At 66.4% G+C, this 20,024-nt stretch carries 16 protein-coding genes; 9 read left to right on the plus strand and 7 right to left on the minus strand.

The features are described from left to right. Positions 1 to 40: 40 nt before the first annotated feature. Positions 41 to 973 carry a glutaminase gene (locus B5X90_RS06355; RefSeq protein WP_079551043.1) on the minus strand — a complete coding sequence of 311 codons (933 nt, stop codon included), beginning with the start codon at positions 971 to 973 and terminating at the stop codon, positions 41 to 43. Continuing rightward, a complete protein-coding gene (locus B5X90_RS06360) occupies positions 970 to 2,568 on the minus strand; it encodes a PucR family transcriptional regulator (RefSeq protein ID WP_079551046.1) in 1,599 nt (532 codons plus the stop codon). Before B5X90_RS06360 ends, B5X90_RS06355 begins: the two co-directional genes overlap by 4 nt. 329 nt (positions 2,569 to 2,897) lie before the next feature. Here B5X90_RS06360 and B5X90_RS06365 point away from each other — a divergent pair, with 329 nt between their 5' ends. After that, entirely contained in the window at positions 2,898 to 3,827 is a 930-nt protein-coding gene (locus B5X90_RS06365) for an MBL fold metallo-hydrolase (protein ID WP_079551049.1), read from the plus strand. Between the two features lie 122 nt (positions 3,828 to 3,949). Here B5X90_RS06365 and B5X90_RS06370 read toward each other — a convergent pair whose 3' ends face one another. Then, a complete protein-coding gene (locus B5X90_RS06370) occupies positions 3,950 to 4,261 on the minus strand; it encodes a putative quinol monooxygenase (RefSeq protein WP_079551051.1) in 312 nt (103 codons plus the stop codon). 19 nt (positions 4,262 to 4,280) lie between these two features. Then, positions 4,281 to 5,315 carry a LacI family DNA-binding transcriptional regulator gene (locus B5X90_RS06375; protein ID WP_079551053.1) on the minus strand — a complete coding sequence of 345 codons (1,035 nt, stop codon included), beginning with the start codon at positions 5,313 to 5,315 and terminating at the stop codon, positions 4,281 to 4,283. A 239-nt stretch (positions 5,316 to 5,554) separates the two neighbouring features. On the opposite strand from B5X90_RS06375, the gene B5X90_RS06380 reads away from it, so the two are divergent. The 4 genes from B5X90_RS06380 to B5X90_RS06395 all read left to right on the plus strand — a co-directional run bounded on the left by B5X90_RS06380 (position 5,555) and on the right by B5X90_RS06395 (position 10,972). Further along, positions 5,555 to 6,907 carry an NAD(P)H-dependent oxidoreductase gene (locus tag B5X90_RS06380; protein WP_079551055.1) on the plus strand — a complete coding sequence of 451 codons (1,353 nt, stop codon included), beginning with the start codon at positions 5,555 to 5,557 and terminating at the stop codon, positions 6,905 to 6,907. Positions 6,908 to 7,006: 99 nt separating this feature from the next. Further along, a complete protein-coding gene (locus tag B5X90_RS06385) occupies positions 7,007 to 8,035 on the plus strand; it encodes a DctP family TRAP transporter solute-binding subunit (RefSeq protein WP_079551057.1) in 1,029 nt (342 codons plus the stop codon). 108 nt (positions 8,036 to 8,143) lie between these two features. Then, positions 8,144 to 10,063, plus strand: coding sequence for a TRAP transporter large permease (locus tag B5X90_RS06390; protein ID WP_079551059.1), 1,920 nt, complete (start codon positions 8,144 to 8,146; stop codon positions 10,061 to 10,063). A gap of 18 nt (positions 10,064 to 10,081) precedes the next feature. Then, positions 10,082 to 10,972, plus strand: coding sequence for an NAD(P)-dependent oxidoreductase (locus tag B5X90_RS06395; protein WP_079551061.1), 891 nt, complete (start codon positions 10,082 to 10,084; stop codon positions 10,970 to 10,972). A gap of 18 nt (positions 10,973 to 10,990) precedes the next feature. Here B5X90_RS06395 and B5X90_RS06400 read toward each other — a convergent pair whose 3' ends face one another. Further along, entirely contained in the window at positions 10,991 to 12,826 is a 1,836-nt protein-coding gene (locus B5X90_RS06400) for a glycosyltransferase family 2 protein (protein ID WP_079551063.1), read from the minus strand. Positions 12,827 to 13,640: 814 nt separating this feature from the next. Here B5X90_RS06400 and B5X90_RS06410 point away from each other — a divergent pair. The 3 genes from B5X90_RS06410 to B5X90_RS06420 all read left to right on the plus strand — a co-directional run bounded on the left by B5X90_RS06410 (position 13,641) and on the right by B5X90_RS06420 (position 16,202). Continuing rightward, positions 13,641 to 14,246, plus strand: a complete 606-nt coding sequence (locus tag B5X90_RS06410) for a DnaJ family domain-containing protein (protein ID WP_079551067.1) — start codon at positions 13,641 to 13,643, stop codon at positions 14,244 to 14,246. Between the two features lie 121 nt (positions 14,247 to 14,367). Next, positions 14,368 to 15,279 carry an SDR family oxidoreductase gene (locus B5X90_RS06415; RefSeq protein ID WP_079551070.1) on the plus strand — a complete coding sequence of 304 codons (912 nt, stop codon included), beginning with the start codon at positions 14,368 to 14,370 and terminating at the stop codon, positions 15,277 to 15,279. A 161-nt stretch (positions 15,280 to 15,440) separates the two neighbouring features. Next, the gene (locus B5X90_RS06420; RefSeq protein WP_079551072.1) at positions 15,441 to 16,202 is read left to right on the plus strand and encodes a hypothetical protein; all 762 of its coding nucleotides are present in this window, start codon (positions 15,441 to 15,443) and stop codon (positions 16,200 to 16,202) included. 170 nt (positions 16,203 to 16,372) lie between these two features. Here B5X90_RS06420 and B5X90_RS06425 read toward each other — a convergent pair whose 3' ends face one another. Both B5X90_RS06425 and B5X90_RS06430 read right to left on the minus strand, forming a co-directional pair. Then, positions 16,373 to 17,074 carry a matrixin family metalloprotease gene (locus B5X90_RS06425; RefSeq protein WP_256860085.1) on the minus strand — a complete coding sequence of 234 codons (702 nt, stop codon included), beginning with the start codon at positions 17,072 to 17,074 and terminating at the stop codon, positions 16,373 to 16,375. Between the two features lie 584 nt (positions 17,075 to 17,658). Beyond that, positions 17,659 to 18,414, minus strand: a complete 756-nt coding sequence (locus B5X90_RS06430) for a FadR/GntR family transcriptional regulator (RefSeq protein ID WP_079551074.1) — start codon at positions 18,412 to 18,414, stop codon at positions 17,659 to 17,661. Between the two features lie 215 nt (positions 18,415 to 18,629). On the opposite strand from B5X90_RS06430, the gene B5X90_RS06435 reads away from it, so the two are divergent. Further along, on the plus strand, positions 18,630 to 19,994 hold the full coding sequence (locus B5X90_RS06435; protein ID WP_079551076.1) for an MFS transporter: 1,365 nt from the start codon (positions 18,630 to 18,632) through the stop codon (positions 19,992 to 19,994). Positions 19,995 to 20,024 lie beyond the last annotated feature (30 nt).

Consider the following 20,024-nt stretch of genomic DNA (forward strand, 5'->3'; position numbering starts at 1 on the left):
GGGTTTTGGAGGGAGATTGTGGGGACAGCCAGGCGTCAGATCAGAAGATCGACCACCCTGTCCGGTCGGACAAGTCAGCGAGAGCCGCCGTGCCTGCCAGGGAATTTCCTTTGGAATCCAGCCGCGGGCTCCAGACGCAGATGACGCACTCGCCGGGGACGACGGCCAGGATTCCGCCGCCCACGCCGCTTTTCCCTGGGAGTCCCACGCGGTAGGCAAATTCGCCGGCTGCGTCATACATCCCGCAGGTCAGCATGATGGAACCGATGCGCTTGGCCTCGCTCCTGGAGATCACCGCGCCTTGCGTTCCGCGACCATCCTGCGCGAGGAACAGGCCGGCCTTGGCCACCTCCACGCAGGTCATCAAGATGGAGCACTGTCTGACGTAGTTCTCGACCACTGCCTGTGCGGGCCGCCGCAGGTTGCCGAATTCCTTCAGGAAGTGGGCGAGGGCCAGGTTGCGGCTGCTGCTGGCGAGTTCACTCCTTGCGGCCATCTCGTCGATGAACGGGCCCGGTTGACCCACCTGGCCGGTGAGGAAGCGCAGGACCTGAGCGGCGGCGTCGGGAGATCTTCCCATCAGGTGGTCGGTGACCACCAGGGCGCCCGAATTGATGAAGGGGTTCCGTGGGATCCCGTGCTCGACTTCAAGCTGGACGAGCGAGTTGAAGGAAGTCCCTGACGGCTCGCGAAGGACCCTGGACCACAATGCGCCGGAGTCGTCGGCGCTGAGCGCCATCGCCAGGGTGAAGACCTTGGAGATGCTCTGGATCGAGAACGGAAGATCGGCGTCGCCGGAACTGAACACGTCCCCGGAGGTCGTGGCAACCGCGATGCCGAAACGGTCGAACGGCGGGGACTGCAGGTGAGGAATGTTTGCGGGAACTGACCCCGCATCCGTCCGGGGCCGGTGGCTGCGGACAATGTCATCCAGTACCAGGCCAAGCGGCGGCGAATCGAGTGCTGTCATCATTTCTTGCCCAGGTGCTCCTTCTGCGTGCCGGCCCACTCCTGAACATGAAGCAGGGCGACCAATGAATCGCGGGGATTGCTGAAGGTCAGCCCGGTAACCCGGCTGACCTTGTTTATCCGGTAATAGACGGTGTTCTTATGCAGCTGCATGCGCTTCGCGCACTCGGCCACGTCCAGGGACGCGTCGAAGAATGCACGCAGGGTTTCGGCCAGTTCCGCATCATCGCGAAGGAGAGCCCAGAGGCTGCGGTGCCGGAACGCCGCCGTCGTGAAGTTCTCCACGGCGTCGTGGAAGAGGATCTCTGCCTCGAAGTCGTCCACGGTGGCCACCGGGGCTTCGCCGGACCGGCGCATACACCCCAGCAGCGCTTCGGATATTCCGGTCACGGAATGGATCGAGAGCAGATCGGGGACAACGGGTCCGACGGCGGCAAAGGGGCTGATGCCGAGGTGCTTGTTGGCATCTTTCACGATTGCCTCGGCCAGGCTCCGCAACCCGGCCTCGGTGTTGGCGGATTGGAGCCCGGGAATAACCACCGCGGTGTCGCCGTGAAACTGTCCCACGATGGCTGACGGTTTGTAGGCGGCCGCGTGGATCGAGGCGAGGTTGGCCAGTTCCCCATGCTTGAGGGCGGCGTCGTCTTCCTGGGCTTCACGTGCCGACAGGCCAAGCAGGATCAGGGTCGCGGGACGGTCCGCGGGGATCTTCTCGCTGTGCGCGCTCGCCGCAGCCTCGGCCGGACCCGAAAGAAGGCGTGCGATCCGGTCCTCGCGCATGTGCACGGACTGCTGGTTGCGGTAGCGGATCAGTTCGGCGGAGGCCCGCGCGGCTGATCCGGTGAGGACGTAGTCGACGTCGTCGCCGAAGCCGGCCCCGGTTTCCTGGAGCCAGATGTAGCCCATGATGCGGTTGCCGGCGAACAGGGTGATGGCGACGCGTTCCCGCAGGCCGTCCTGGGGCCGGGCAGCAACCCGGACCGGCAGGCGGGTCTGGTGCAGCTCGCGGTAGGCGCCAAGGTCTTTGAGCAGGAGTTCGTATTTGCGCGGACCGCGCCGGGCCAGGATGGAGGCCTTGCGGAGCTCGTCAATGGCATTGGAGACCGTGGAGTATGCCAGGACCTTGTTGGCGGCATCCTCGATCACCACGTGGCTGGAGGTCAGGCGGGCCGTGGTCTGGGCGATGGCGAAGAGGTCTTCTTCGAGAAGGGTCAGCACTTCGCGCTGGTAGCTGGGCGGCTGGATCCGGTCCTTGGCGATGGACAGCAGACGGTCCCAGTCCGCGGCCGGATCCACCAGCAGCAGGCCGGTTCCGGCGGCGCGCAGCAGCTCTTCGGCTTCCGCCAGTTCCCCGCGACTTCCCTTGACGGCGAGCACCAGGGGAGGGTTCTTCAGGAGGCGCCGCACTGCCGGCAACGCGGAGCGTCCGCGAACGCCGATCAGCAGGACGAATGCGGTCCCGCCGTCGGCGGTCTCGTCGTCGGCATCGACGATCACAAATCGCTCGATCGCCGCATCCGTGCGGGAAGGCCGGAGCATGAGGCTGGCGAAACCCAGCGGGAGATCCGCGAGGATGTCGTCCACCGTAGCTGCGGCCATGGGCTTCCTTCTGACATTGGCACCCTTCCCGGACGGCTTTGTCCGGACACCTCAGCCTATCCAGCTGCCGTCATCGATAGTATGGAAATGCTCCTAAATTACGTGGCCCGTTTTAGGTCTGCGGACCAAGGCGGGGTCAGAGGAGCCGCGTTGCCCCATCGACTGCTCCGTAAGTGCCGTAATCACTCCTCTAAAGGGCATCTACGGAGCAATCGACGGGGTTTGAGGACCGGAAGGGGACCGGTCATCATGGAGTGTTGGTGCGTCATTGCGGAACCCGACGTCCGCCGCACCGGCCGCCACTGGCGCTGACGCACACAGGAGAACACATGGACACGGCCCCGGACCTGATCGACTTCACCGCAGGCCGAGCCCGGTCCGGAGATCTGGACGTGGCCTGGATCCACGGCTCGGAGTCCGCGAAGCACAACACGGACCCGGACATCCAGGTCCACGCCTACGACGAGCACACGTTCATCCTTCGCCAGAACATGGCGGTCAACTACGAGGCGCCGTTCATGTTCCTGCTGTTCGGCAACGCCCGGGCGGTCCTCATCGACACCGGCGCGACCGCATCCGCGGACTTCTTCCCGCTGCGCCGCGTACTCGACGGCCTTGTGGAGACCTGGCTTGCCGCCCGTCCCCGCGACGGCTACGGTCTCCTTGTCCTCCACACCCACCCGCATGGCGATCACGTCGCAGGCGATGCCCAGTTCGCCGGCCGTCCCGACACCGTTCTGGTGGACGCGGCCCGGGACAGTGCCTGGGAATTCTTCGGATTCAGTGACGCTTCTGGCGACGGCGGTGCCACGAACGCCGGTGGCCCGGACGGCGACGGCGACCTCCGGCCAGCGCAGGTGGACCTCGGCGGACGGGTTCTGGAGTGCTGGCCCAGCCCGGGGCACCACAACGCGGCCGTCACGTTCTACGATCCTCACACCGGGTTCCTGCTCACCGGAGACACGGTCTATCCCGGCCGGCTCTACATCCAGGACTGGCCGGCGTTTGTGAGCACCATCGACCGGCTGATCGGGTTCTGCGCCACCCACCCCGTGACCCATGTCTTGGGCTGCCACATCGAAATGTCGCGGCAGCCCGGCGTCGACTATCCGATCTTCACCACCTACCAGCCCGACGAACCACCACTGCAGATGACCGTCGAGCAGCTCCGGCAGATCCGCCGGGCCATCGACGAGGTGGGCGGACGCCCCGGCCGGCACGTTTTTCCAGGCTTCATCCTCTGCCCAGAGGGGGAGTGAGCCGGCGGGAACGCGGGCCCAGGACCGGCCTGGGCCCGCGCGGGAGGACACTTCACGGCAATTCTGCGGCCGCAAAACACTGCCGTCATGTGCTCACTCGATGCACGACTCAGAGGCTGCTCCTAGAGAGCACCCTGGCCCGGAGTCCCGGCGGGGATCGGCTCGTGGCGCATTACGTCGACCGGTCGCTGCAGGAGGCCTTCCAGGGAGGCGTTCAGCCGCTGGACCGGGCCGCCCGCGCCGTGGGCGTCGAGCAACTCAGCGGATTCCCACTTCTCGATCATGAGGATCTGGCCGTCGGGAGATTCATGAATAGCGTAGAGGAGGCACCCGGGCTCCTCGTGGACCTCTGCAATGGCGGGGGACAGGGCTGCGACCACCTGGTCGAAGGATCCTTGTTTGGGCGTAAACGTTGCGGTGACGACGACGGGCATGTTTGTTCCTTTGGGGGTGTTAGCGGGCAGGGGCGTGGGCGAGCGGGGCACAGCTGTTGCGGGGCAGGAAATCGGCTTTGACCTCGATGAGCCGCGGGCCTTCGGGGAACTTGCCCTGCATCCGGCCGAGCACGAGTTCAAGGGCATGGACGGCGAGCATGTCCAGCGGCTGGCGGATCACGCTCAGCGGCGGGGACATCAGTTCTGTCCACGGATTGTCATCGAAGACGATTACCGACAGATCGTCCGGGATGCGGACCCCCGTCTGGACGAGCCGCCGAACCGAGCTCTGCACCTGGGCCGTATTGCCCACGATCAGGGCCGTGGGCGGCTGAGGCATGGCAAGCAGGGAGCCGACGGCATCGCCGCCGGCGTCCCCGCGGAACGGCACATCGCGGATGAGCAGGGGGTCAACCGCGAGGGACGCGCTCTCGTGCGCCGCGGTGTAGCCGCTGATCCTGGCCCTGCCCGTTGACGTGCTGCGGGGCCCCGTAACAAGTGCGATCCTTGTATGGCCGAGGCCTATCAGGTACTCCGTTGAGCGCTGCGCGGAGTCAAAGTTTTCAATGCTTACGACGTCGGCGTCGCCGAGTTCCTCGATGGTGCGGTCAACGAACACCACATTTACCCCGAGGTCCTGCAGGCGCGCCCATTTCTCGACGTTCCCGCCTGTGGGGGTGGCGATGACCCCGCTCACGGACCGGTCCAGCAACGTATCCAGCGAGTCCGCTTCCAGATGCGGATCTTCCTGGGTGGTCATCAAGACAACCTGCACGCCGTGGCTCCGGGCCTCCCACACGATGCGGTCGGCCAGACGCGCGAAGAACGGGTTGGAGAGATCCGTTACCACGAGCCCGATCGTGAGTGCATGGCCCCCGCTAAGCTCGCGGGCGGCCGCCCGGGGACGGTAGCCCAGCTCGTCGATGACCCTGACGACTTCCTGCCGTTTGGCGGATGCGACGGGTCCGGAGTCCGGGTTCAGGACCCGGGACACGACAGAAACCGAGACTCCCGCAGCCGCCGCGACATCGCGAATGGTTGGGGCCTTCTTCACCGCTCCTCCTCGAGGAATCACTAGCACTAATTCGTACGCAGCGTCTCCGTTCGAACCGCCGTCAGCCGGCGGAAGACGTTTGTTTCGGAGTCGTTGACACAGCTTAGCACCGGGTGGTACAAAAGTGGAACCGGTTCCACTTCGGGTAAATTTTCCAGCACCTAGCGACAAAGAAGTTGTTCCATCCGCTGCAGCGGAAGGGCGTCTCTTCGTTTCGCACACCTACCAGAGAGACTCCAGTGAATCTTCACAAACTCCTCAGCGACCGTGAGCAGGATGGCCGCCCCATCCGCGTTGGCCTCATCGGAGCCGGCCGTTACGGCACCATGTATCTGGCCCAGGCCAACAACATCCCGGGCATCCACGTCGTCGCCATCGCGGACATCAACGTCAAGCGCGCCGAAGGCGCCTTCGAGCTCGTCGGATGGCCCAAAGACCAGATCGCTCCGGACATCGCGACCGCCCTACGGGACCGCACCACGACGATCGTGGCCAACGCGGACGAGCTGTTCGACGTCGACATCGACGTCATCGTTGAAGCCACCGGCAACCCCATCGTCGGTGTAAAGCACGCGCTGCGTGCCATCGAAACGAAGAAGCACATCATCATGGTCACCGTCGAAGCCGACGCCCTGGCTGGCCCCGCCCTGGCCAAGCGCGCGGAAGCGGCCGGCGTTGTCTACTCGATGGCCTACGGCGACCAGCCAGCCCTCATTATGGAACTCGTCGACTGGGCCCGCACCAGCGGCTTCGACGTTGTCTGTGCGGGCAAGGGCGCCAAGTTCCTTGAGCACTATCACGAAATGAACCCGGACAACGTCTGGGAGAACTGGGAGTTTTCCAAGGAACTCACCGATTCCGGCCAGCTGAACCCGAACATGCACACCTCCTTCCGTGACGGCACCAAGGCCGCCATCGAGATGGCCGCAGTCGCCAACGGCGCCGGGCTGGTGCCTTCTGACACCGGGCTGACGTTCACGCCGGGTGATGTCGAGGAAATCGCCACGATCTGCCGCCCCGCCGACGTCGGGGGAGCCCTCGCCCACGAAGGCACCGTCGACGTCATGTCCAGCGTCAACCGTGACGGCACCTGGATCCCCCACAACACCCAGGAAGGCGTCTTCGTCGTCGTCAAGGCTACGAACGCCTATGTTTCCGGCTGCTTCAACGAATACCCGTGGCACCCGGACCCCACCGGCCAGTACGCGGCGCTGTACCGCCCGTACCACTACGTGGGCCTGGAGCTGAACGTCTCCATCGCCAACGCAGCCCTCCGCGGGATCGCCACGGGTTCCCCCGTCGGATTCTTCGGCGACGTTGTCGCGACGGCGAAGAAGGACCTCAAAGCCGGTGAGTACCTCGACGGAGAAGGCGGCTACACGGTCTGGGGCCAGCTCGTTTCGGCCAGGCACTCCGTCGCGATCGGAGCACTGCCCGTTGCCTTGGCCCACCACGTGGAGCTGCGTAACGACATCCCCAAGGGCGCAACGGTCAGTTGGGAGGACATCATCATGGACGACTCGCTCGCCCAGGCCTTCGATTTGCGCCGCGAAACGGAAGCCCTCGTCGCGGAAACTTCCGTCAACGCCTGATCCTGCCTGCTCCAACCACAACCGGCGCGGCCACGAAATTCATTCGATGCCGATTCCCGCCTCCGGACCCAGACTCCTTCCAACGAAGAAAGGCATCACATGAAATCCAAGACCCGCGCCCTCACCGGAGTGCTGGCCTGCACCCTGGCCGCCTCACTCCTCGCCGGCTGCGCTTCCGGGGCGTCCGGCGGGGCTGGAGCCCCGGCGAAAATCCAGCTGTCCATCCCGGATCCGCTCACCTCGTCCGTCGGCGTTTCCGCCCAGCATTTCGCCGACCAGGTCAAGAAGACCTCCAACGGATCGGTCGTCGTCACGGTAGTTCCGAACGGAACGAGCTTCAGCGGGGACCAGAACGCCGCCGTCACCCGCCTGCAGGGCGGCTCGCTCGACGCCCTCATCCTCTCGACTTCCGTGTACGCCTCCGTGGTGCCGGAAATGAACGGCATCAGCATCCCCTACCTTTTCAAAGACACGACCGAGGAAGCGGCGTTCCTGGCAGGAAAGCCGGGCCAGCTGCTCAAGGACAAGCTCGCAGCCAAAGACACTGTCGCCTTGTCCTTCCTCACCCGGACTGGGCGCGAGATCACCAACTCGGTGCGCCCCATCGAACAGCCGTCGGACCTGAAGGGCCTGAAGATCCGTGTTCCCGGCAACCCGCTCTGGACGGACTTCTTCGGAAAGCTGGGGGCAAGCCCGACCACCATGGCTTTCTCCGAGGTCTTTACCGGCCTGCAGACGGGAACGATCAACGGGCAGGAAAACCCGATCGAGGTGCCGTGGACCAATAAGTTCTCCGAGGTGCAGAAATATGTCTCGCTGACCAACCACATCAACGACGCCTGGGTGCTCGCCCTGTCATCGAAGAAGTGGGGCACACTCTCCGAGGACCAAAAGAAGGCCCTCACCGATGCCTCGGCCGAAACGGCCACGTTCAAGACCGGCTACGACGCCGAACAGTCCAAGAAACAGCTGGACGAACTCACGGCCAAGGGCATGACGGTCAACGAGCTCAGCGCCTCGGGCCTTGAAGAATTCAAAGCCACCTCCAAGAGCCTTTACCCGCAGTTCTCCGAGCTGATCGGCAAGGAGTTCTTCGACCAGGCGATCGCTTTCACAGCCTCCAACTAGCCCTGCACGGGCCGGGCCGGGGCGCCATCGGCGCCCCGGCCCTCCCACCAATATTCCGCTCTCCCCTCCACCAACATCCCGCTCTCAATGTCGACAGTCTGGAAGAACATGAAACGCACCTTGGCTCCCGAGCAACTCGAGGAGGTCATTCCGTCTGACGCGGAAGAGATCCTGCACCACGGTCACGTCCCCCCGGGCTGGAGCGGTGCCGTCTGGCTCGACAAGGTCCTTGAATGGACCGTGGGGGCGGCGATCCTCGCCGAGCTCGTCGTCATCCTTCTGAACATCATGGTCAGGCTCATCACCGGTGACTCTGTGCTCTGGACCCAGGAAGTGTCGGAGATCGCGCTCCTGACCATTGCCTTTATCGGCGGAGCCATCGCCTACCCCAAGGGTGCGCACATGTCAGTGCAGGCCCTGATCATGCGCCTGCCCGCAGCGTGGAAGCCCTATCTGGCCGCCCTGGTCGACTGGCTCGTCTTCGTCATGAGCGCAGGGGCCTTCGCCCTCTTCGTGCCGACCCTGGCCCAGCAGATCGAGGAAAAGACGCCCATCCTGCAGCTGCCCGTGTTCTGGGTATCCCTGCCGTTCTCCTGCGGCATGCTGCTGATCGCGTGGTTCGCGCTGATCAAGCTCTGGCGCCAGGATCGCCGGGCCGTCCTGGCCGCGGCCGGGATCGCCGCGGCAATGGTCGCCGTCGTCATGCTCGCCCCGCCGCTGTTCTACTACGCGTCACCGAACGTCCTCCTCGGCGTGGTCCTCGCGGTCCTGTTCCTGCTGCTCTTCCTGGGCCTCCCGATCGCCTTCGTGCTGGCCCTCGCATCCGGGATCTACCTCTACCTCGGCGGCATTTCCGATGTCAGCGCCATCCCGATCGGCATGGCCTCCGGAGCCAAGGGGTTCGTGCTGCTGGCGATCCCGTTCTTCATCCTCGCCGGCACGGTCATGAACTCTGCCGGCCTCACCCTGCCGCTGGCCAAGCTCGTTGACGCCCTCATCGGCCACCTGCGCGGCGGCCTGCTGCAGGTGGTGGTGGTCACCATGTACATCTTCTCCGGCATCTCCGGATCCAAAGTCGCCGACGTCGCGGCCGTCGGCACCACCATGCGCGGCATGCTTGAAGAACGCAAATACCCGCGCGGCGAGGTGGTCGCAGTTCTGTCGGCCTCGGCCATCATGGGAGAAACAATCCCGCCCAGCATCGTGCTGCTCATCCTCGGATCCATCACCACCATCTCGACCACCACGCTCTTCCTGGCCGGCTTCGTTCCCGCGGCGTTCCTCGCCCTCGTCGTCATGGCCCTTGTCTTCCTGCGGGCCCGTAAGCAGGGCGGGGTCGCCAGCCCCAAGGCCACGTGGCGGGTACGCGGTTCAGCAACGTTCTTCGCCTTGCCCACTCTTCTCCTGCCGGTCGGCATGGTGGTGGGCATCCTCAGCGGGTTCGCGACGCCGACGGAGGTCTCCTCGGTCGCCGTGGCCTACGCCTTTGTGCTCGCCGCCGCCTACCGGCGGGGCAGCAAGAAGCTTCTCGGCGACACCCTGCGCGAAACGACGACGACGGCGGGCATGGTCCTCTTCATCATCGCCGCCGCCTCGCCCCTGGCCCAGACCCTCGCCCTCGCCGGCGTCTCGCAGCAGATCCACGACCTCATGTCCGGACTCGGCGATTCTCCGCTCCTGTTCATGCTGTTCACGATCATCCTGCTGATCATCATGGGCCAGCTCCTCGAGGGGTTGCCCGCGGTGCTCATCTTCGCCCCGCTGCTGTTGCCGATCGCCATCGACTTCGGCGTCAACCCGGTGCAGTACGCCATGGTGCTCATAATCTCCATGGGCATCGGCTCCTTCGCACCCCCGGCCGGCGTCGGCTTCTACGTAGCCTGTGCAACGGCCCGCGAATCTGTGGAAAACAGCCTGAAGCACTTCTGGCCGTACCTGGCGGCTCTGTTCATCGGGCTCCTCGTGCTGGCCGCAGTTCCGTGGTTCAGCACGTTCCTCCCCGCACTCGCCGGGCTCATCCCCTTCTAATCCAGGAGACAGTCAACAATGGACGTTTCATCTGCGGGCCTGCCCGCGTCCGTAGCACTGCTGGGAACAGGGCCCATGGGCGCCCCGATCGCCCGGAACATCATCGCCGGAGGGGTCCCGCTGACCCTGTGGAACCGCACGGCGGGCAAGGCCGAGGCAATCGCCGGAGGCCGGGTGGCCGCCTCCCCAGCAGAGGCGGCCAGCGAAGTGGTGCTGACCGTGCTGCCGGACCTTCCGGACGTGGAACGGCTCCTCGTCGGAGCCGAAGGACTCCTGGCCGGGTGGGAGGCGGCCGGGATTGGCCACCCCGTGCTGGTCATTCACGGCACAGTGTCGCCCGTCGCCGTCGCGGCCTTTGCCGCCGAGTGCCAGCGCGACCACGGGGTGACAGTCATTGATGCGCCGCTGAGCGGCGGCACAATCGGCGCCGAGGAGGGCCGGCTGAGCACCATGACGGGTGGACCCCGCCACGTGGTGGAACAGATCACTCCGCTCTTCCGGCTGTACAGTTCCACGGTCGCCTGGTTCGGGGACACCGGTGCCGGGTCCACGGTGAAGGCCTGCAACCAGATCGTCGTCGCCGCGACCGTCACCGCGCTGTCAGAGGCCATGGCGCTCGCCGCGGCCTCCGGGCTGGATCTGGAACAAGTCCAGTCAGTCCTTGCGGGCGGACTTGCGAATTCGGAGGTGCTCCGGCAAAAGGGACAGCGATGGATTGACGCCGACTTCGAGGGCGGCGGGTCTGCCAAGAACCAGCTCAAGGACCTCAGATTTATTACGGAGGTTGCGGCGTCCGCCGGCCTGACGTTGCCCGTGGCCGGCAGCCTCCTGGCGGCGTTCCAGGCGATGGTCGCCGCGGGCCAAGGCCACCTGGACCACACAGGCATCTACCTCGGCATCCGGGGCTGATCAGCCGGCCCCGAGCCCTCAGCGCCCCCGCAGTGAGGCCGCGGCCGGGACGCCGGGCGGGAAATCGGGCAGCGCCCCTGCGGGCGTGTGGAAGATCCACAACGAGAGCGCACGGTAGGTGGCCCAGTCGTCGTCGGCCGCCCGCAGGGACGCGATCTCGGTGCCGTCGGGTTGCCCGGTGGTGCGGATGACCTGCAGTTGGACCGGAGCGGCCTCCGGCAGCCGGAGCGTGACAGGCCCCGAAGTCGGCAGCGTGCCGTGCGGGAAGCGGACTGCAGCGCCGCCGACCGAGATGTCCAGCAGCTCTCCGCCGGTGCCCTCGGCTTCCACCGGCGCGGACACCTCCATCCGGTAGGCGTTGCGGCGGGATGTGGCGAATTCGGCGGCCCGGATCCTGCGCGTCCCTAGCACCAGGACCGCGCCGGCGAGCACCAGCCAGGCACCGGACGCCACCGTGGAACCGGGCGTCGTGCGCCAGGGCACCAGCCCGGCCAGCCCGGCCGCCGCGTACAGAATCACCGCGGTGATCAGGACAACCATCACGATCAGGATGCGCGGCGTCCGGCCCCGGAGCCGGAGGTCGGCGGCGCCCTTGGGCGTCACCTGGAACTCCAGGATGTTCCGTGACATCAGCCACCAGAGGCACGCGAGGCCGACCGGGACGCGGAAGATCCGCAGGGCGAAGGCCGTGGGCCAGTGGATTTCGTTGCGCATCAGCTGCTTGGAGCCCCAAAGGCGCACGGTGAACATGACCAGGAAGACCCCGGTGAAGAGCAGCGGCCCGGCGGTGGAGGTTTGCGCCCCGGACAGCATGATCACCACCGGAATCAGGAAGGCCACCAGGGTGGCGATGCCCTCGAGCCACCACAGCGTGCCGTTGAGGTACTCGTGGTAATTCCGCCACGACAGCCAGCCCTTCGCCGCCCACAGCTTCTCGTGGACGAGGATCTGCATGGCACCCATTCCCCAGCGCCGGCGCTGCAGCAGGTACTGGTCCGGCGTCGCCGGCGCGAGCCCGACGGCGAGCGTCTGGTGGTGGTAGACGGTCCGCCAGCCGCGCCGGATGAGTTTGAGCGTGGTGTGCATGTCCTCGGTGATGGTCTCGGTCGCCACGCCGCCCACCTCCTCCAGGGCGCTCAGGCGCAACAACGACGTCGACCCGCACCAGAAGGGTCCGGCGCCGGGGACGTTGCGGGACGCCATGAGGACGTTGAAGAAGGTGCCCTGCTCACCCGTGATGCCGTCGTCGTCGAACGCGCCGCCGTTGTAGAACGACTGCGGACCCTGGATCAGGGCGATCCCGGGGTCTTCGAACCAGCCCAGGGTGGCGGTGAGGAACGTGGGCAGCGGGACGTGGTCGCAGTCCAGGACGGCGATGATGTCGATGCCGGGGCCGCCGGCGGCCTTCTCCGCGGCCATCAGGCCCAGGGCGTGGTTCATGTTGCCGGCCTTGGCGTGGTCGTGGACGGCCCGGCGGACGTACCGGGCGCCGTAGGCGACGCACATTTCTTCGACCCAAGGCCGGTCGCCGTCGTCGAGGACCCACGTCTCATGCGCCGGGGCCAGCTCGCAGGCCGCCGCGACCGTCGGCGTCAGAACCTCGATGGGCTCGTTGTACGTGGGGATCAGCACCGCCACCCGCATGCCCCTCGGGGCCTCCGTCACGGGCGCCGGCGGATGGCTGTCAATGTTCCACACGGACCACGCCTTCAGGATGAGGCCGGCGAGCGGCAAGGCCTCAAAGGTGACCAGGATCCAGGCGATGGCCAGGTTCCATTCTCCCGACGGCATCGTGAACAGGACACGCCACGTCAGGTAGAGGACCAGGGCGGCGATGGCCGCGATACCGCCCACATGTGCCAGCCTTCGGGACCGGGGTGCTTCCGGTCCGGGAGGACCGAGCCGGGCGGCCCAGCCGGCAACGCCGGCACGGGTCAGGGCTGTGGCGTCAAGTGGTACGGGCCGCGGCGCAGCGGATGATTTTCCAGTCGGCAGACTTTGAGCCGATACGTTCTCAGCGTGCTGCTGCAGATCTTCACGCAGATTCTCACGAGGCACGTGATCTCCCTCAGCTAGATCCGGTGCTCAATGTCCGATCAGCGTAGCCGCGGCGCGGCACCCGAGACCGAGTCCGGGGGAATCCTTGCGCAAAACTGCGTATGGCGTGCGGTTTGGCCTACTGCCTGCTTCCTACTGCCTTGCGGCGTTCTCCGCGTCCTCGGGCCCGACGAAATTGCACGAGCCGGGGTGGCGTGCGGGCAACGTGCACGTGCGCCCGGTGGGCAGGTGCACGTTGGCGCACCGGCCCGCCATCGCCACATCTTCGCGGACATGCGTGACGTGCGTGCTGCTCTGATCCTCTGGCGCTTCCTCGCGGCTGGTTTGTAGGGGGCTTCCGGACGCACGCTGGTTTTGGCTGTTCACGGCTGCAACTCCTCGGGATCTGCGGTGCAGAAAAGATGGGAAGGATGCTTAGTTTTATCCGAAGTCCCCAGCTTCGCACGGCTGGGTTAACACCGGGTTACGGGAGTGTAAGGATCCCGTCTCGGCGAGGAGGCGGGTTGCAATGGTCGCGGGTCGCTTCCGCAGGGACCTTTGCCGCCGCCCGGCTGTTCCTCATACTGGAAGGCAGATCCGCGATTCCGACAGGCAAGGACGGTGGTGACTGATGAGCAGCGGAGTCAGTGGTTCCAACAGCGCTTTCCGGCGCCGGGTGGAGCGTGCCGCGGAACTCCGGGCCGTGCGGGCCTCGGGCAGCACGGCGCAGGAGAACGACGAGCTCAACGCCGCCGAGGAGAACCTCCGGCAAAAGCGCGCCAAGATCGACGACGCCGCCAAGGCCGAGTACCTGATCCGGGATGCCATGGCGCAGGGCAAGTTCGACAACCTCAAGTACGCCGGCAAACCCATTCCCGGGCTGGGTGAGGCGTACGACCCCGACTGGTGGGTCAAGGGCCTGATCCGGCGGGAGAACATCTCCGGCCTGGGCCCGAAGGCGATCCTGCTCCGCACCGAGGACGCCGGGCTCGACGCGCGGCTCGATGCCCAGTTCAGCGAAAAGCAGGTCCGCGAGATCGTCGAGGACTTCAACGCCCGGGTCATCGATGCCCGGCGGCAGCTCCAGGGCGGGCCGCCCGTGATCACCAAAACGCGGGACGTCGACGTCGAACTGGACCGCTGGCGGGGCCGCCGGGCTGCCGCGGCCGCCGTCGCCCCTCCGGAGCCGGAGCCGAAGCGGCCCTGGTGGCGGCGGCTGTGGAGCGGGGCGGGCTAGACGCCGCCGAACAAAAGCCAATCGTCGACGCCGGTCAGATTGACGCCGTCGAACTCCTTCGGCTCATTGCTCGGGGCCGGCCCTTCGCAGCTGCCGCAGAGAAGAAAACCAGGAGATAACAATGTCTGAACAGGGACCTGTGCTGGTGGTCGGTGCAACGGGATCGCTCGGTGGGCAGGTCGTCGACCGGCTCCTTGACCGGGGCAAGAAGGTGCGCGCGCTTGTCCGCCCGAGCTCGGACGCGGGCAAACTCGAGGCCAAGGGCGTCGAGATATCCCGCGGCGACATGCTCGACCTCGATTCGCTCGTCGCCGCGATGACCGGCGCCGCAGCGGTGATCACCACGGCGGCCGGGTACACCGGGAAGAACAAGAACGCCCACGAGATCGACACTCGCGGCAACGCCAATCTCGCCATCGCCGCCAGCAAAGCCGGGGTGTCGCGCTTCGTGCTCACCAGCATCCTCACGAGCGACCAGACACCGGATGTGCCGCATTTCTGGCACAAGAAGCTCGCCGAGGACAAGCTCGTTGAACTCGGCGTCCCGTTCGTCGCCCTGCGGCCCGGAGCATTTTTCGATCAGATCGCCCAGATGGGCGGTGACCCGTTCGAGAAGGGCCGAATCGTCTGGCTGGGCTCCAAAAACGTCCCCCTGACATTCGTTCTGATCAGCGATGTCGCGACTTATCTCGCGGAAGCCGTTGACGCGGACATCGTTGCCGGGGAACGCATCGATCTGGGCTGGAGCCGCCCGATCAGCATGCGGGAGGGCGCTGATCTGGTGTCGACGCTGGCGAACAAGAAAATCAGGGTCGTGTCCGTTCCCGCCGGACTGCTCCGCGCTGTGGGCAAGGTTGCGGGAAAGTCCGCCCCGCTCATGAAAGACATGGGAGCCATGGCGGCCTGGTTCGATACTGGACGTTACGTGGCCAAGACGAGCCGCCAGGCAGAACTCTTCGGTCCTGCGCCAACCCCGGAAGACGCGGTCGCGCGCTTCGCAGCACGGTTAGGCCATGGACGAGCACAGTCCTGATTTGTGCGGCGGTGTCCAGATTAACGGGCGCTCCCGTTGGGTCGCACGTGCGGCCGCGACCTACCGGCCAAAGGTCCATGGCTCCGCGGACGCAATCGGCGTAGCCTGCGCGTAGGCGCGCACTTCGCGCACCCGCGCGTCGGAACGAAACGGGTGATGCCATGAAGAAGTACGGCACGGATCATTCCCCGCGGCCGGCGGCTTCGGCCGAGTCTGGGCGCCCGTCGTCAGCCCGTGCACCGCTTCGCCTCGCCGCCACCCTGGCGTTTGCCGGCTTCGCGCTGTCCGTGGTCGCCGGGTTGCTCCATGCCGATACGGCCAGCGCGAACGACCACCCGGCGACGTTCGCGGAGTATGCCCGCAGCGGTATTTGGACGGCGGTCCACCTCGCCCAGTTCGCCGGCATGGCGCTTCTCATCTCCGGGCTGCTGGTCCTGCTGGTGGTCCTGAAAGCACCGGGCGGGGCCATGGCCTGGACGGCGCGCTTCGGCGCTGTGGCTGCGGTCGCCGCGCTGGCACTTTACGCCGCGCTCCAAGCCGTCGACGGCGTTGCCCTCAAGCACGCCGTGGACGCCTGGGTTGTGGCTCCGGAGCCGGCGAAGGCTGCGCGGTTCGCGACGGCCGAAGGCATCCGCTGGCTGGAGTGGGGCATGCGCAGTTACCAGAGCTTCGTGCTGGGCGTGGCATTGATCCTGACCGGTGCCGTGGTTGTCGGGGCGCACCGCATCTCCCGGCTGATCGGTTATCTCATGGCGCTGACCGGGCTCGCCTACCTCGCCCAGGGCTGGATCATCGGGGCCGAAGGCTTCTCCCAGGCGAACACCATTCCCACGCTGGCGGGCATTGTCCTCATCCTCGTGTGGTCCGTGTGGCTCCTGGTCAGTGCCTGGTTCGGGAAGGACGCGCCAACCCGCGGCAGGTGACGCGTTGCTGGCGGACCCGGTCACCCCGCGCGCCCGGCCGAATTCGCCGGAAGCCTGCCAGTTCGCCGGAAAAGTCCGGCGACTTCGCAGCCTTCCGGCGAATTCGCGCGGCGGGCGAGCGCGGCGGGCGGGCGCGGCGGGAGGTTCAGCCGCCGTCGTCGTCCCGTCCGTCAGAGTTCCGGGACGCAGGGGCCGGAGCCTAGCAAAGCCAGTCCGGCGAGGTCGCCGGCGGCGAACCCGGTTAGCCCACTGTTTTCGGCGTGCATCAGCTGGGTCGGATCGTCCACGTGGTCCAGCCCTACAACGTGCCCGAGCTCATGCAGGATGACGGCGCGGACATAGGCGGGACCGTCCGGCCGCAGCATGATCCTGGCGAGATCGGGAGCGTCCAAAGCCACTTGGCCCGACACCAGGGCGGCGCGGCGTCCGGAGACACTCACGGCTGTGCTTCCGCCACGCCCGGCAACGTTTCCTGCAAGCTGCGGGACCTCCTCCGGAGACGACCATGCGATCAGCACTGGGGCCCACCTCCGGCCGTAGCGATCCGGCTGATAGGTTTTTCGCTGCTCGGTGGGTGCCTCGGAGGTGACGCCATCGGCCGCGAAGTGCAGCCCGGTCGCGGCCGAAACCTCATCCACGGCCTCGCTGATCAGCCGTTCTGCACCGGGCGGCCCGTTGTCCGGCCGGACGACGTAGTGGACTGGCCGGCAGGGGTCGTAGGCAGCGAAGCCCTGAATGCCGTCCGGAGCCGGATGCAGTGCGTAAGCATGCGAGCCGCTGCTGACCGGCGGGCTTCCCAGCGGGGAATTTGCGGCGTCCACCCCGGGCGGCGGCGCGGTGGCGCCGGGCAGGTAGGGGCGCAAGGGGGCCATTACAAACTGCTCGAAGAGCGGAGGGACGAAGTTCAACCCCACGATCAGAGCAAGGGCAACAAAGGTGCCGGATTTGCCCCATTGGCGTGCCCGCCGTGGCCGCTTCCGACGGGGCCGGACAATTTTCGGAATTTTGCCGCCAGCGCCGGGGATTTCGCGCCACGGGGCGGGGTCCTCGAGCTTGCCCAGGGCCTCGTCGACTGCCCACTGTGGAATTCGCCCGCTGGCGGAGCGGCGGACGCCGCCCCGTGGGGCGCCATCGTGGAAGCGCGGGTCGTCCGCAGTCGGATAGCCCCGGTCGCCAAAGTCTGAACGCAACTTGTCCCCCTCGTTGCATGCAACCCATCTCCCCAGATGGATCCCCTACAGCATAGGGGAATGATCATCCGGCAGTCGTCCCCGGTCAGGGTTTCCCCGTCGTCAGGTGGCGTCCCCGCGCGCCCGCCGAATTCGCCGGAAGCCTGCCAGTTCGCCGGAAAAGTCCGGCGACTTCGCAGGCTCGCGGCGAGTTCGCGTGGCGGGCGGACGCGGCGCGTCGAACCCGTGCGCGGCGCGTCGAACCCTCGCGCGGCGGGGCGAAGGCGTTAGTCCGCGGCCGCCTGGTCCGCGTCGAAACCGGCCAGGAGGCGCCGGGAGGCCGTGTCCATGTGGGAGCGCATGGCCGCCGTCACGGCGGCCTCGTCGCGTGATTCCAGGGCAAGGAAGATCCCGCGGTGCTCAGCCAGGGCCGATGCCGCGTGCCCTTCGTCCGTCAGTGCGCGGTCAACCCAGATGCGCAGCAGCGACCGGATGCTCTGCAGCAGTTCCTGCAGGACCTGGTTGCCGGAGGCTGCGGCGATTTCGCGGTGGAAGGCCGCATCCGCCTCCACAAACGTCACAAGGTCCTCCAGGCTGCCGTCCATCGTGGCCAGGTTGGCGCGCATCCGGTCCAGGGCGTCGTCGGTAATCCGTTGCGCCGCCAACTGGGCGGCCTGTACCTCGAGCCCGCCGCGCAATTCCACGAGTTCCCGCGTGCGGGGGGCGCCCAGCATAAGGCCCCAGCTCAGCGTGCGGGGGAGGAGTTCGGAGATGCCGTCGCGAAGGTACGTTCCGGAGCCCGGCCGGACAATGACGATCCCGAGGATCTCCAGCGCCGCGAGGGCTTCCCGGACCGCGGAGCGACCGACCCCCAGGGATGCGGCGAGTTGGCGCTCGGCCGGCAGGCGGGTTCCCACGGCAATTTCACCGCTCGTGAAGTAGCCCAGGAGGCGTTCCGCGACTTCGGACACGACAGAGCCCTGCTCCATGGAACCGAGCGCGGCACTGATTTTGGCCGTCGAAGCGGCGGAGTTAACGGACACCTTCAAAGCGTAACAACACGCACCGCCCGGGCCATGCCCGCTTCCGCCGCTGAAATAAACATGTCAACCGGTTGACCAATTCGAGTTGAACGCCTTATGGTTTTTATCACACGCTTAGTTGGGCCTGGCCAGCTCCCTGGAACTACGCGATGAGAGGGCCAATCCCCATGCTTCCAGCGCAGGAGGCTGCGGGATCCCGACATCAAGGAGTCAATGTGGACACCACGCAATCAGTGGTCGAAAGATCTGCAATTAAGAAAGTGGCAGTGCGGCTGGTGCCGTTTGTCGCTCTCATGTTCTTCATCAACTATCTGGACCGCACGGCCATCTCCTTCGCCGGCCCCAACGGCATGAACACGGACCTGGCCCTCTCGGCGGCCCAGTTCGGCTTCGCCTCCGGTGTCTTCTTCATCGGCTACATCCTGCTGGAAGTCCCCAGCAACCTGGCCCTGCACAAGTTCGGAGCCCGCCGGTGGCTGGCCCGCATCATGGTCAGCTGGGGCATTGTCTCCCTGCTCTTCACCTGGGTGGGCAGCGTGGAGCAGCTCTACATTTTGCGCTTCATCCTGGGTGTGGCCGAGGCCGGATTCTTCCCCGGCGCCATCCTCTTCCTCAGCCTGTGGGTCCCGTCGCGGCACCGCAGCAAGATCCTGGCCCTGTTCTACCTGGCCCAGCCGCTGACCACGGTCATCGGAGCCCCGCTCGCCGCCCTCCTCATCCAGCAGCATGGTCTCTTCGGACTCGAAGGCTGGCGCGTCATGTACTTCGGTGTCGCCATCCCCGCCATCCTGATCGGCGTCGCCGCCTGGTTCTACCTCGCGGATTCGCCGGCCAAGGCCAAATGGCTGACCCCGGACGAAAAGACCTGGCTGACCGGCGCGCTGGAGAAGGAAAAGAACGCAACTGCAGCCACTAACAAGCACGTCAGCGTCCGCACCGTCTTCGGCAACGGCCGCGTCTGGATGCTCGCCCTGATCTACTTCGGCTTCATCTACGGCCTGTACGCGCTCGGCTTCTTCCTGCCGACCATCATCTCCGGCTTTGAGGGCCAGTACGGCACCAAGTTCGACGTCTTCCAGAAGGGTCTCATCACGGCCATCCCGTACCTGCCGGCCGCCTTTGCCCTGTACTTCTGGTCCAAGGACGCCACCAAACGGGGCGTCAAGACCTGGCACATCGCCGTCCCCGCCCTCGTCGGCGGCCTGAGCATCCCGCTGGCCCTCTTTGCGGGATCGCCGGCGGCGACGATCGCGATCATCACCCTCACGGCGATGTCCATCTTCGCGGCACTGCCGAACTTCTGGACCGTCCCCACCCAGTTCCTCACCGGGGCAGCAGCCGCCGCCGGGATCGCCCTGATCAACACCGTGGGCAACCTGGCCGGCTTCAGCGCGGGCTACGTCACCGGCTGGCTCAAGGACTGGACCGGCGGCTACACCGTCCCCATGTTCGTCGTCGGCGGCTTCATGCTCCTCTCCGCCATCCTCATGGTGGTGCTGGCCCGCAACGGCGCCGGCAACGCAGCGGCCGCCCCTGAAGCAGCAGACTCAGTGGCCGCGGAGTCAGCCGCCGCCCGCTAACGGACGCAGCCTGCTCCCAACAAACCGGTG

It is taken from the genome of Arthrobacter sp. 49Tsu3.1M3 (assembly GCF_900168135.1).
Taxonomy (GTDB): Bacteria; Actinomycetota; Actinomycetes; order Actinomycetales; family Micrococcaceae; genus Arthrobacter.

Coding starts and splice junctions, on each gene's coding strand:
- B5X90_RS06355 (WP_079551043.1), bottom strand. CDS start 973: ATGATGACAGCACTCGATTCGCCGCCGCTTGGCCTGGTACTGGATGAC.
- B5X90_RS06360 (WP_079551046.1), bottom strand. CDS start 2,568: ATGGCCGCAGCTACGGTGGACGACATCCTCGCGGATCTCCCGCTGGGT.
- B5X90_RS06365 (WP_079551049.1), top strand. CDS start 2,898: ATGGACACGGCCCCGGACCTGATCGACTTCACCGCAGGCCGAGCCCGG.
- B5X90_RS06370 (WP_079551051.1), bottom strand. CDS start 4,261: ATGCCCGTCGTCGTCACCGCAACGTTTACGCCCAAACAAGGATCCTTC.
- B5X90_RS06385 (WP_079551057.1), top strand. CDS start 7,007: ATGAAATCCAAGACCCGCGCCCTCACCGGAGTGCTGGCCTGCACCCTG.
- B5X90_RS06390 (WP_079551059.1), top strand. CDS start 8,144: ATGAAACGCACCTTGGCTCCCGAGCAACTCGAGGAGGTCATTCCGTCT.
- B5X90_RS06395 (WP_079551061.1), top strand. CDS start 10,082: ATGGACGTTTCATCTGCGGGCCTGCCCGCGTCCGTAGCACTGCTGGGA.
- B5X90_RS06410 (WP_079551067.1), top strand. CDS start 13,641: ATGAGCAGCGGAGTCAGTGGTTCCAACAGCGCTTTCCGGCGCCGGGTG.
- B5X90_RS06415 (WP_079551070.1), top strand. CDS start 14,368: ATGTCTGAACAGGGACCTGTGCTGGTGGTCGGTGCAACGGGATCGCTC.
- B5X90_RS06420 (WP_079551072.1), top strand. CDS start 15,441: ATGAAGAAGTACGGCACGGATCATTCCCCGCGGCCGGCGGCTTCGGCC.
- B5X90_RS06425 (WP_256860085.1), bottom strand. CDS start 17,074: ATGGCCCCCTTGCGCCCCTACCTGCCCGGCGCCACCGCGCCGCCGCCC.